This window comes from Streptomyces sp. 8L, assembly GCF_020176795.1.
Taxonomy (GTDB): domain Bacteria; phylum Actinomycetota; class Actinomycetes; order Streptomycetales; family Streptomycetaceae; genus Streptomyces.
Genome location: NZ_JAIUKE010000390.1, coordinates 1 through 12307, shown reverse-complemented (window position 1 = coordinate 12307; position 12307 = coordinate 1). Strand labels below are relative to the sequence as shown.

Below are 12307 nucleotides of genomic sequence, written 5' to 3'. Positions count from 1 at the left end.
CATTCTGGGAGCGCTCCCGAAATGACCGCACTGCACTCCGAATCCGGCGCCCGAACCCGGGCCGTGCCCGCCCAGGCCGCCCCGCCGCCCGCCGCCTTCCCCGCCGGGTTCGCCTGGGGCGCCGCGACGGCGGCCTACCAGGTCGAGGGCGCGGCGGCCGAGGATGGACGTACGCCCTCCATCTGGGACACCTTCGCCCACACGCCGGGCAAGGTGCGCAACGGGGACACCGGCGACATCGCCGCCGACCACTACCACCGCTACCGCGACGACGTCGGGCTGATGCGCGAACTGGGCCTGACCGCCTACCGGTTCTCGGTCTCCTGGACCCGGGTGCAGCCCACGGGCCGGGGACCCGCCGTCGAGCGCGGCCTCGACTTCTACCGCCGCCTGACGGACGAGCTGCTCACGGCGGGCATCACCCCGGTCGCCACGCTCTACCACTGGGACCTGCCGCAGGACCTGGAGGACGCGGGCGGCTGGCCGCACCGGCCGACCGCCGAGCGGTTCGCCGACTACGCGGCCCTCGTCGCGGGCGCGCTCGGCGACCGGGTGCCGCTGTGGACCACGCTCAACGAGCCGTGGTGCTCGGCCTATCTCGGCTACGGCTCCGGTGTGCACGCGCCCGGCCGCACCGACCCGGCCGCCGCGCTGCGCGCCGCGCACCACCTGAACCTCGCCCACGGCAGGGCCGTCGAGGTGCTGCGCGCCACCCTGCCCGCAGAGGCCAGGATCTCGGTGACGCTCAACCTGCACCACGTACGCCCCCTCACCGACAGCGCGGCGGACGCGGAGGCCGCCCGCCGTATCGACGCCGTCGGCAACCGGGTCTTCACCGGCCCGATCCTCAACGGCGCATACCCCGAAGACCTGTTGGCGGACACAGCGCGCATCGTGAACTGGCCGGGGCTGGTCCGGGACGGTGACCTGGAGACGATCTCCCGGCCCCTCGACGCCCTCGGCGTGAACTACTACACGCCGACGCTCGTCTCCGCGCCCGCCGACGGCGCGTCGCCCGGCCGCTCCCGCGACGCTTCGCACGGCGGGCACGGCGCGAGCGCGTACTCGCCCTGGCCCGGCGCCGAGGACGTCGTCTTCCATCTGCCGGAGGGCCGCGACCGTACGGCGATGAACTGGGCGATCGACCCCGACGGGCTGTACGACCTGCTCGTCGGGCTGCACCGGGAGCACCCCGGCCTGCCGCTGATGGTGACGGAGAACGGCGCTGCCTTCGACGACTACGTGTCGCCGGAGGGCCGGATCGAGGACCCGGAGCGCATCGCGTACCTGCACGCGCACCTGAGCGCCGTGCGGCGGGCGCTGGCCGAGGGCGTCGATGTGCGCGGCTACTTCCTCTGGTCGCTGCTCGACAACTTCGAGTGGGCGTACGGCTACGCGAAGCGCTTCGGCGCGGTGTACGTGGACTACGCGACGCAGCGGCGCATCCCGAAGGCCAGCGCACACTGGTACGCGGACGTCATCCGCGCGAACGCGCTGCCGCAACTCCCCTGACGGCGGGACGCATTCCCTGTAGCCCTGTAGCCGGGTGGCCGCCGGCGTCAGGGCTCAGTCGTACGGCCGCACCCGGAAAGCGGGGTGCGGCGGCGCCGCCTGTAAAAGTACTTTCCCCTTTCTCCGTCAAGGGCATCCAGGCGAGAAAGCGCTCTCATACAACTCGACCGGAGCCCATACGACTTGCTCACACCCGCCGCACCGCGGGACGCGTTGGGAAGACATTAGATTTCCACCGCCCCGCACACAGGGCCCCTTGATGACAAGGGTGTTGACGCAGATCGAAGCGATGGCCTTACATGCTGCACACGCCACGGCAGCACTCCCAGACCGTCGCCATCCGCATACCGGGGCTTCGGTAAGCGCTTGTGATCGTCAACTCCCATCAAGGGGGACCCATGTACCGCAGATTAATGTCCGGCCTGTGCGGCGTCGCCCTGCTCACCGCGGGCGCGTTGGCGGCCCGTCCGGGCGACGCCGGTGCCGGCATCGCCCCGACGGCCGCCTCCCGGCCGGCCGCCGCGTCCGAGGCCCGGATCACCGCCGCGGCCGGCGCTTCCACCCCCTTCGTGACGGTGGAGGCGGAGACCGGCAAGCTCGGCGGGGGCGCCCGTGTCCGCGCGCTCGTACCCGGCGCGACGGCACCGACCAAGCCCTCGCTGGAGGGCGAGGCGTCCGGCTACTCGCTGGTCGAGCTGAAGTCCACCGGTGACGCGGTGACCTTGCCGAACAACACGGGGAAGAACGCCAACACCCTTGTGGTCCGCGCCTCGATCCCGGATTCGGCCACGGGCGGCGGCATCAACGCGACGCTGGACCTCTATGTCGACGGTGTGTACCGCCAGGCGGTCGCACTGAGTTCCCAACAGGCGTGGAACTACCGCGGTGCGACGACCAATCCGGACGATCCCCATGCCGGAGGCGTCGCCTACCGCTTCTACAACGAATTCCCCCTCTGGGTCACGGGCGCACCCATCGCACCCGGCAGCACCGTCGAACTCAGGAAGGACGCCGCCAATACGGCCGCCGTCTACGACATCGACTCCGTCGACCTGGAGAACGTCGGGCCCGCCCTGACCCAGCCGGCCGACTCGATCTCCGTCGTCAGCAACGGCGCCGACCCGGGCTTCCGGAAGGACTCGACGGCGGCCATCCAGAACACGGTGAACGCCGCCCGTTCGCAGGGCAAGTCGGTGTGGATACCCCCGGGCAAATACCTGACCAACAGCCTGGCGCCGACACCGCTGGACTTCACCGGCGTGACAGTGCGGGGCGCCGGCATGTGGTACACGACGCTCTACCGCAAGGTGCCCGCGAACCCGTCCGACACCTGGCGCTCACAGATCCTGCTGGGCACCAGGAGCACACTGTCGGACATCCAGATCGACACCAACGCCGTCTGGCGGGGCATCCACGGCACCGGCCGTTCGGACTACGGAGTCAACACCAGCGGAACCGGCTGGGTGGTCGACCGGATGTGGACGCGGCACACCGACGCCAACTGGCTGTCAGGCACAGACGGCCTCGTCGAGAACAGCCGGACGGCGGACAGCTACGGCGACGGATTCAACGTCAACAACGGAAACACACCGAACCCCGACAAGCTCGGCCTCGACATCACAGTCCGCAACAACTTCGCCAGGAACACCGGTGACGACTCCTTCGCGACGTACTCCGACGCCGGTGCCGACGGCACGAACGGCCAGGTGTCCGGCACGAAGATCCTCAACAACACGGCCGTCGCGCCCTGGTGGGCCAACGGCATCCGCGTCGCGGGCGGGAAGAACATCGAGGTCAAGGACAACCTGGTGAACAGCGTCTCGTCGGACAGCGCCATGGACGTCGGTGTGTTCGGCGACACGGGGCGCCCACTGGAGTCCGCCACGATCACCGGGAACGTCCTGCGGGGCGGCGGCGGCTGGAACGGCACCAAGCAAGGAGTGCGGATCAGTTCGCCGAGCACCACCTCCCAGTTCCCGACCGCCTACTCGAACGTCACGATGAGCGACAACATCCTGACGGGCGCTCTCCGGGCGGGCCTCTTCATCGACCGGGCGTACGTGAACGTGACGCTGACGAACAACACGATCGACCGTCCGGCCGAGCAGGGCCTCTGGGTCAACTCGGGGGTCACAGGAACGGGGAAGTTCACGGGCAACACCGTGCGGAACCTGTTCCCCGGCCAAGTGGCACAGCAGAACGACTCCCCGTCCACCTTCAAGATCACCGGCTGAACGCCGGGACGCGGGGCCCGCCCCCCCCCCCGGCCCGGCGCGCCCGGCGGGGGGGGGGCGCGGGCGCGGGCCCCCGGGCCGCGGGGGGGGGGCCCCCCCCCCCGGGGCCCCCCGCCCCCCCCGCCCGCGCCCCCCCGCCCCCGCCGCCCGCGCCCGGCGGGGGGGGGGCGGGCGGGGCGGGGCCGCCCCGGGGCCGCGCCCCCCCCCCCCCCCCCCCCAGGCCGATTCCCGCGACGCCGACTCCCGCGACGCCGATCCCCGCGACGTCAATTCCCGCGACGCCGATTCCCGCGGCCGCCGCTCTTTGCAGCCGCGGAAGCGCCTACGGGGAAGACCGGACGCGATCGCCCCGGCCGCGCCGATGTCCGGTACGGCCCAGCCTCCGCACGCCCCGTCCCTGGCCCGCGCCTCCCGCGCCCCTGCTGCCGGGGGGCGCCGCCACGCCCAGCCTGATCCTGACCTCCGCGCCGCCGAGCACCGACCGCCCGATCCGTACGTCACCGCCGGTGGACTCCGCCAGCCTGCGCGCGATGTCCAGGCCGAGCCCCGTCGACCCCGGCCGCCCCCCGCTGTTGCCCCGCGCCAGGGCGGCCCCGGGGTCGGCGATGCCGGGGCCCGCGTCCGACACGAGCACGATCACCGTGTCGCGCGCGTCGTGCACGTCGACGGCGAACGCCGTGCCCTCCGGCGTGTGCCGGAAGACATTGCCGAGCAGCGCGTCGAGCGCCGCCGCCATCTCCGCCCGCGCGACCGGGACGCGGACGGGGGCGCCGATCCCGGCGACACGCACCGCGCGGTCCTCGTCCTCGGCGAGCGCCGACCAGAAGTCCATGCGCTGCCTGACGACTTCGCCGACGTCGCAGCCGATGACCGCGCCGGTCGCGGCGGTGGTGCGTGGCTTCGCCTCCCGGGCCGTACGGATGACGGTGTCGACCTCGCGCTCCAGCCGGGCGACGGCCTCCCGGGTGTGGTCGGCGGCCGGACCGTCCCCGAGCGAGGCCGCGTTGAGCCGCAGCACGGTCAGCGGCGTACGCAGTCTGTGCGACAGGTCGGCCGCGAACTCGCGTTCGGCATCGAGGAGTTGTACGACCTGGTCGGCCATCGCGTTGAACGCGGTGGCGGCGGCGCGCAGTTCGGGCGGGCCCTCCTCGGGCACGCGCGCGCCCAGCATGCCCTCGCCGAGCGCCTGCGCGGCGTCCGCGAGCCGCCGCGCGGGACGTACCGTACGGCGGCCGAGCCGGTCGGCGAAGACCACGGAGCCCGCGACCAGCGCGCAGCCGACGCCCGCAAGGACCAGCCACGCGGTGGCGACGCCCCGTGTGACGTCGGCCTCCGGGACGTAGACCTCCACGACGGCGGTGACGCCCGTGCCGAGCGCTGTCGGCTGGAGCAGTGTGAAACCGCCGGGCACCGCCGAGATCGAGGCGCGGCCGACCCGTTCGACCGTACGGATGTCGGACACCGCCGCCCTGCGCGCACCGAGGTCCGTGGCGGCGGCGCCGCCCGCGGCCGGCACGTGCACCGCCATCCGGCCGTCGGAGCCCGCCTGCGTGGAGAGCACGGCGCGCTCCAGCATGGAGCGGTCCGTGGTGATGGCGAGGGCGGGACCGATGGCGGCGGCCTGCCGCTCCGCGTTGGTGAACACCCGGTCGCGCGCCATCTCCTTGACGACCAGGCCGAGCGGCACGGCGAACGCGAGGACCACCATCACGCTCACCGCGAGCACCACCTTGACCAGCGCCCATCTCATCTCGCGACGGCTCCCGCGGGGGGCGGTTCCGCGCGCGGCGGCTCCAGCTTCACGCCGACCCCGCGCAGCGTGTGCAGGTAGCGGGGGCGCGCGGCGCTCTCGCCGAGCTTGCGGCGCAGCCAGGACAGGTGGACGTCGATGGTCTGGTCGTCGCCGTACGACTGCTGCCACACCTCGGCGAGGAGCTCCTTGCGCGCCACGACCACTCCGGGGCGCCCCGCCAGGAAGGTCAGGAGGTCGAACTCCCGCCGTGTCAGGTCCAGTTCGGCGCCGTCGAGGGTCGCGTGCCGGCGCAGTGGGTCGATCGCGAGTCCGCCCACCTCGATGAGCCGGGGCGGCGCCCCGCCGCTCACGGGGCCGGGGCGCGAGCGGCGGAGCACGGCCGCCATCCGCGCGGACAGCACCTCGACGGAGAAGGGCTTCGTGAGGTAGTCGTCGGCGCCCGCGTGGAGCAGCCGGACGATCTCGCTCTCCTCGTCGCGCGCGGTGGCGACGATCACCGGCACCTCCGTGATGCCGCGCAGCATCTTCAGCGCCTCGGAGCCGTCCAGGTCGGGCAGGCCCAGGTCCAGGATCACCACGTCGAAGCGGAAATGTGCCACTTCGCGCAGGGCTTCGAGCGCGGTGCCCACGCTGCGAACGGTGTGGGCCGCCCCGGTCAGATGCCGGATCAGCGCGGATCGCACGAACTGGTCGTCCTCGACCACGAGCACGTGAGCCATGGCCCGCACCGTACGCCATCCGGGTGAGACAGGGAGTGGGCCGGTGGTGCACCATGTCGGGGATGCGCCAGGCACTCGTTCCCCTCGCCGCGTGGTCGCTCGCCACGGGCGCGGCGGTCGCGCTGTCGTGGTGGGGCGTGCACTCGGTGATGACGGGCACCGCGTACGACCCGCCGCGGGCCGTCCCGATCGCGGCGGGCGGCACAGCGCCCGGCCCTTCCGCCGCTCCCCTGGTCCCGGCCACCCAGCGACCGGAGAGCCCGTCCGGGGCGCCGTCCCCGCCGCCGTCGGGGCCGTCCGCCTCGCCGGGGCCTGGCGGCGGCAACGCTTCCGGCGCGGGGTCCCCGTCCGCGGCGCCCTCGCCGTCCTCACCGTCGACGAAGCCGTCGCCGCGGCAGTCGGGCACGGTGCGCAGCTACGTGATCACCGGCGGCCGGGCCGTCTTCTCGGTGGACGCAACCTCGGCGTCGCTGGTGTCGGCGACCCCGGACGCGGGCTGGCGCGTGCAGACCTGGACCCAGCCGGAGTGGGTGCGGGTGACGTTCACCAAGGGATCGCGCGAGTCGTCGGTCTTCTACACCTGGAACGGCCACAAGCCGCTGGCGCAGTTCGACGCGCGTTAGGCACGCGCCTCGCTCCGGCGTGTCCGGCCGGCCGCACTCGCGGCGGCACCAGTCGCTCCCCATCCCCCCATCCCCGTATGCCTGCCCGCACCGCCATGGGCGCGGGCACGGCGACACGCTTGGACTATGGCAATGCATAAGTCTATGCTGGCAACATAGAGAGAGCGGGAACCCCTGCCACGTGAAAGGAGATCCACAACGTGCCCGACGCACGCGCACCGAGGACTCCGGCGCACCCGAAGGGGCGCGCGGCCGACGAGACGCACCTGCTGGCCGACCAGTCCCGCCGACGACAGGCGTTCGCCGTGCTGGTGGCACCGATCCTGTTCGGTGTCCTCGCGGGCCTCACGCTGAAATGGTCGTTGGTGGCCTGGTGGACGATGCAGGCCCTCGGCCTGGTCGGCGCGGTCGTCGCCGGACGCGAGCACCAGCACGGCTGGTCGGCGGCGGCCCGCGGGGCCGTTGCCGGGCTGATCGCCTCCGGCGTGGTCGTCGGCATGCACGCCGCGTTGCCCGGACACGACGTCAAGACACTGGAAATCCCGTCCTACCTGGCCATGGGGGCCGTCGCGTCCGCGGTGCTGCACCTGATCGGCGCGGCACCGGGACGGCTGCGCCGCCGCAAGGAGCTGGTGACCGCGCTCCTGCGCGCGAAGTGACATCGAGGAAAGGCAGTTCTGTGAGCAAGTGGGAGGATTCCACCGCCTTTGTCAGCGGGGGCGGTCAGGGCATCGGCCTGGGCATCGCACGCGCTCTGGCCAAGCGCGGTGTGAAACTCGCGTTGGCCGACATCGACGAGCCGGCGCTGCGGCGGAGCGGCGAGGAGCTCTCGCGCGTCACCGAGGTCGAGACCGTACTCCTGGACGTCTGCGACCGCGCGGCGTTCGCCGCCGCCGCGGACGCGGTCGAAGCCGAACTGGGGCCGGTCGGCCTCCTGTTCAACAACGCCGGCATCGCGCCGCACGCACCGGCCACGCAATGGACGTACGAGAAGTGGGACGCGGCCCTGGGGGTCAACCTGGGCGGGGTGATCAACGGGCTGCAGACGTTCGTGCCCCGCATGATCGAACGCGGCGGGGGCGGATACGTCGTGAACACAGCGTCAGGCGCGGGCCTGATCCCCAATTCGAGTGTGCTGTACACGACGTCCAAGTTCGCGGTAGTGGGACTCTCGGAGTCACTGCGGCGGGAACTGGGGCGGTACGGCATCGACGTGAGCGTGCTGTGCCCCGGTCCCGTCGACACCGGAATCCTGCGCAACACCGGTTCGGTGCACGAAGATCTGGCCGTGGTCCGCGCCGGGGACGCTCCCGGTCCTACCGAGAGCTACCTCAAGGCGGGCACGAGCATTGACGCGGCCGGTGAAATGGTGATCGCCGGCATGGAGGCCCGGGCGATGTGGATTCACACGGACGACTTCGTGCGTTCGGCACTGAAGGAGAGAGTGGAAGCCCTCTTCGAATCATTCCCCGAGCCGGTCGCAGGGGAGAGTCACTGACCCGGATCGCTGGGCACCGGGGCGTCGTCCCACAGCGCGCGCAGGTCCTTGCCGAATTCGGCCGCGACCAGGCGAATGGCCTCCTCGAAATCGACGTTGTCCGGGTCGACGAGTGCTTGCAGGTGGATACCGAAAAGCGTTCCGGTGAATGCCACGGCGAACGCGTGCTCCCGTTTCGCGGCGGTCCCGGCCTCGGCGCTCGCGGGGCGTTGCGCGCGCAGCCAGCGTTCGAGACCGTGCCGGTGCTGGGCGAAGAACTCCTGGTACTGGCCGTGGACGGCGCCCGAGCTGTGCATGGCCTCGGTGAGGGCCATGAACACCAGGGTCGAGTCGCCGTTTCGCACCCAGGCGGAAAATTCCTCGGCCAGATCGGCGAGTGTGGGGAAGGACGTCCGCCGCTCCGGGGCCATCGCGCGGTCCATCGCGCGCTCGATCACGGCGAGGAACAGTCCGTGCTTGTTTTTGAAGTGCCACGGAATGGAGCCTCTGCTGATGCCGGAACGCTCGGCGATTTCAGCAAACGAGGTACGCTCGAAACCTCGCTCGGTGAACAGATCCTCCGCCGCGTCAAGAATGCGTCGGCGGCTCTCGTTGCCGATCTCGTCGATTCGGCGGCTTCCTGAGGTACTCACGAACGTCATTCTATGTGAGAAGTCGGTCGGATCACATCGCCCCGCGGGTCACGGTCTTCGCGCGACGCGCGGGTCAACGGCCTTCGCACGCCACGGGAAACGGGCGTGCCGGGGACATGACGCCGTCCACGGGACGGCGTCCCCCGGCGTCCCGGGGTTTCGGAATCCCGCCGTCCCAGGACCGGTCGATTCCGTGTCATGGCGGCGGCACGCGCGGCGTGGAGCGTGTCCCCGCCGCATCGGTGAAGGAGGAGCAGGAGATGCCGGTTGTATCTGTAAGTGACGACGTAGTGCCGGACACCGTCGCCGCGTTGCGGGCGGGAGCCCCGGTGGTGCTGCCGCTGCCGTCGCCCCTGGCGTACACGGTGACCGCCACCGACGCGACGGTGGTGAACACGGCCAAGGGGCGCCCGGCGGGTCAGTCGGTCGGCCTCAGCGTGGCCGACCTCAATGTGATCGCGCCGTTCCTCGATGTCGCGGAGGAGGTGTTGCCGCTGGTGCGCTGGCTCTGCGACGCCGAACTGGTCAGTGTCCTGGCCCCGGTGCTCGCCGGCGCGCCCGCCTGGCTCGAACCGGCGGTCTCGAAAGGCAGCGTGTTCTTCACCGCGACACCGTGGGTCCCGGAACTCGGCGGGGTGATCGCCGAACTCACGTATGTCTACATGAGCAGTGCCAACGTCACGGCCACCGCGCCCGCGGTCACGGCGGCACAGGCCGCCGAGGCGTTCGGTGACGGTGTACTGGTACTCGACGGGGACCGCGCCCGCGACCTGTCGACGCCGCACGGGTCCACGGCCATGGTGCGCGTGACGGCCGACGGCGAGCTGTCGGTGGCGCGTTCCGGCATCAACAACGCGGCGTTCGGGGAGGATCTGGCGGGGTACGCCACCGACCTGTCGCGCCGGTGGCGGGCCGCCGCCGGTCGCGGCTGAGCAAGGCCGGCCACGGTGTCGCGGTCCGTGCAACTCTCAGCGGACGGCCGCCCGGCCGCCGACGCCCGGCCCCGGTCCGGGACTCGTGGGCCGTGGGCCGGCGGAGGTCAGTCGAAGGTGCCGGGCGGCGGCACCGGCGACGGCCTGGCGTCCGCGTCCCGTACGACGGCGGCGCCGCCCGCGAAGTCCGCGAGTGCCCGGCCGTGTTCGACCCGGCCCGCGTGCGGGTCGGTCGCGACACGCCGGGTGAGTTCGGCGACCGGCAGGTCGTTGTCGGCGGCGAGCAGGACGGCGTTGCCGAAGCGGCGCCCGCGCAGCACCGCCGGGTCGGCGGCCACCGCGAGGTGCGCGAACGCCGAGGCCGCGGTGGCGATCTGGCCGCGCAGATACGCGAGCGGCGGGCCGTCCGCCACGTTCGCGGCGTACCAGCCGCCGGGCGCGAGCACCCGCCGTACCTCCGCCAGGAAATCGGCGCTGGTGAGGTGGGCGGGGGTACGGGCGCCCGCGAACACGTCCGCGATGACGAGGTCGGCCCACCCCTCGGGCACCCTGGCCAGCCCCTCGCGCGCGTCGGCCGTACGCACCCGGACGCGCGCGTTCGGATCGAGCGGAAGATGGGCGCGGACGAACACCACGAGCCCGCCGTCCGCCTCGATCACCTGCTGTGTCGAGCGGGGCCTCGTCGCGGCGACGTAGCGGGCGAGGGTGAAGGCGCCGCCGCCGAGGTGCACCACGCGCACCGGCTGCCGACCGGGCGCGAGCAGGTCCACGGCGTGGCCGAGCCTGCGCTGGTAGGCGAAGTCGAGGTGGGTGGGGTCCGCGAGGTCGACGTGCGACTGCGGCGCCCCGTCCAGCAGCAGCGTCGAGGCGCCCGGGCGTTCACGGTCGGGCACCAGTTCGGCGACGCCGCCGCCGACGGTCTCGCGCGCCGCGGGCGCGGCGGGCGTACCCGAGGACGAGGACCGCCCGGCTCTCCGTACATTTCTGGCCACGGCTCCATTATCGACGGGGCCGGGTACGCCGCTCGGGCGGACCGGTACGACGGTCGAACGGTCAGGTGCGGCAATCGGGCGGACTGGTACGGCAGTCGAACGATCAGGAGCGGCGGTCGGACGATCAGGTGCGGCGGTCCGCGGCGTCGATGGTGCGCGTGGCCTCGTCCAGCGCTTCGCGCAGCCGCCTGGGGTCGGTCACGTTGTCACAGGTGGTGCCCGGCGGCAGCAGCCAGCCGGTGCCCACGACCGGCGGGTCCGAAGGCAGCCGCACCCCGCGGCCGTCCGTCTCCGTACAGGCGCTGCCCGGGACGTCCCAGGCGGCGGCGGTGCCGGGCGGGACGAGGAAGCCGAGCGTGTCGCAGGGGCCGTCGTGGATGACGGGCCCGACATCCGGGCCCACCCATCTGCGCAGGATGTCCACCGCTTCGAGGCCCTGGCGCGCGGGCACCATGACGAGGTCGCAGGGCAGGGGCGCCGCCATGGCGCCGGTGGCCGGACATCCCCCGGCCTCGGCCCGGCTCCCGTCCGCCACCGCGGAGACGCCCTCTTCGACGCCTCCCTCACTGTCCGCTTCGGGACCCCTCTCCCCGAACCCGTTCGCCGCGGTCCCGCCGTTGATCCGATGAGTGATTCCGGTCGGCGCCCCGTTGGCGCCGTCGTTCGCGACCCCGCCGGTGAGGCCGTTGGTGATCGTCTGCACCGCCCCGGCCCCCTTCGCGGTCCCCGCCGTGGCTCCGTTCCCACGGCCGCCGCCGAGCGCGTGCGCGACCCCACCGGTCGCGCCCTCCGCCGGCTCCGTCCAGCACCGGGCGGCCGTACGCGGTTCCTGACTGGCTTCCATGCCGGTCTCCACCTCCACCTCGAACAAGGCGGACCCTCCTCGTCGAGCTACGAGTCGTCGAGCGAAAGACGTCGCACGTCTCCAGAGGGATCAACGCGCCCCGGCGTCAACGGCTACGGCGGCACGCCGCCGCAAAGGATGGCAGTTCATGGCAGATCGTGGGCGAGATATCCGCTTTGTGGCCAAACTCTGTGTGCGCACCCTGTGACAGCGGGTACGTTCTTGCCCCGTACGAAGAGAGGGCTCGGCCATGGCGACGTCACCGGCAGTTCCCAACGCGGCCTTCCGGGAGCTGCGCGGATCGCGTTCTCCCGCGGAGTTCGCGGCGGCGGTGCGCAGAGCGGCGCGGGAGATCGGAGAGCAGGTCGCCTGCGACGCGCGTTACGTGGGACGGGTGGAGTCGGGCGAGATCCGCTGCCCCAACTACGCCTACGAACGGGTCTTCCTGCACATGTTCCCGGGCAAGACCCTGGCGGACCTGGGCTTCTTCGCACGAGAGACGGTACGGGGCAGGGGCGCGCGCGACCACGTACCGCCGCCGGCCCGCCCCGGGGGCACCACCCCCGAC

The 12307-nt window shown here is 72.4% G+C and carries 11 protein-coding genes and 1 pseudogene; 7 read left to right on the top strand and 5 right to left on the bottom strand.

Annotation, left to right across the window (positions count from 1 at the left end):
• Nucleotides 1–21: 21 nt before the first annotated feature.
• Nucleotides 22–1512: a glycoside hydrolase family 1 protein gene (locus LCE31_RS27970; RefSeq protein ID WP_225019030.1), complete on the top strand. Its 1491-nt coding sequence runs from the start codon at nt 22–24 to the stop codon at nt 1510–1512.
• A gap of 398 nt (nt 1513–1910) precedes the next feature.
• Nucleotides 1911–3746 carry a right-handed parallel beta-helix repeat-containing protein gene (locus tag LCE31_RS27965; protein ID WP_225019025.1) on the top strand — a complete coding sequence of 612 codons (1836 nt, stop codon included), beginning with the start codon at nt 1911–1913 and terminating at the stop codon, nt 3744–3746.
• Between the two features lie 322 nt (nt 3747–4068).
• Here the strand turns inward: LCE31_RS27965 and LCE31_RS27960 are convergent, their stop codons facing one another.
• Nucleotides 4069–5496 (bottom strand): sensor histidine kinase, encoded by a 1428-nt coding sequence (locus tag LCE31_RS27960; protein ID WP_225019022.1) that lies wholly within the window; start codon nt 5494–5496, stop codon nt 4069–4071.
• A complete protein-coding gene (locus LCE31_RS27955) occupies nt 5493–6218 on the bottom strand; it encodes a response regulator transcription factor (RefSeq protein ID WP_225019020.1) in 726 nt (241 codons plus the stop codon). The genes LCE31_RS27960 and LCE31_RS27955 overlap by 4 nt, the downstream gene beginning before the upstream one ends.
• 62 nt (nt 6219–6280) lie before the next feature.
• Between LCE31_RS27955 and LCE31_RS27950 the strand changes: the two genes are divergently transcribed.
• The 3 genes from LCE31_RS27950 (at nt 6281) to LCE31_RS27940 (ending at nt 8339) form a co-directional block, all read left to right on the top strand.
• Complete coding sequence (locus LCE31_RS27950) at nt 6281–6841, top strand: hypothetical protein (RefSeq protein WP_225019018.1); 561 nt, start codon at nt 6281–6283, stop codon at nt 6839–6841.
• Nucleotides 6842–7041: 200 nt separating this feature from the next.
• Nucleotides 7042–7500 (top strand): hypothetical protein, encoded by a 459-nt coding sequence (locus LCE31_RS40960; protein ID WP_225019016.1) that lies wholly within the window; start codon nt 7042–7044, stop codon nt 7498–7500.
• A gap of 20 nt (nt 7501–7520) precedes the next feature.
• Nucleotides 7521–8339, top strand: a complete 819-nt coding sequence (locus tag LCE31_RS27940) for an SDR family oxidoreductase (protein WP_225019015.1) — start codon at nt 7521–7523, stop codon at nt 8337–8339.
• On the opposite strand, the gene LCE31_RS27935 is transcribed toward LCE31_RS27940, so the two are convergent.
• Complete coding sequence (locus LCE31_RS27935) at nt 8333–8971, bottom strand: TetR/AcrR family transcriptional regulator (RefSeq protein WP_225019013.1); 639 nt, start codon at nt 8969–8971, stop codon at nt 8333–8335. The genes LCE31_RS27940 and LCE31_RS27935 overlap by 7 nt on opposite strands.
• Before the next feature lie 260 nt (nt 8972–9231).
• Here LCE31_RS27935 and LCE31_RS27930 point away from each other — a divergent pair, with 260 nt between their 5' ends.
• A complete protein-coding gene (locus tag LCE31_RS27930; protein ID WP_225019011.1) occupies nt 9232–9903 on the top strand; it encodes a Sua5/YciO/YrdC/YwlC family protein in 672 nt (223 codons plus the stop codon).
• A 107-nt stretch (nt 9904–10010) separates the two neighbouring features.
• Here the strand turns inward: LCE31_RS27930 and LCE31_RS27925 are convergent, their stop codons facing one another.
• Nucleotides 10011–10895, bottom strand: coding sequence for a spermidine synthase (locus LCE31_RS27925; protein ID WP_374118572.1), 885 nt, complete (start codon nt 10893–10895; stop codon nt 10011–10013).
• A gap of 124 nt (nt 10896–11019) precedes the next feature.
• Nucleotides 11020–11379, bottom strand: coding sequence for a hypothetical protein (locus LCE31_RS27920; RefSeq protein WP_225019026.1), 360 nt, complete (start codon nt 11377–11379; stop codon nt 11020–11022).
• Nucleotides 11380–11989: 610 nt separating this feature from the next.
• Here LCE31_RS27920 and LCE31_RS27915 point away from each other — a divergent pair.
• Nucleotides 11990–12307, top strand: a pseudogene (locus LCE31_RS27915) (tetratricopeptide repeat protein); the annotation flags it as partial.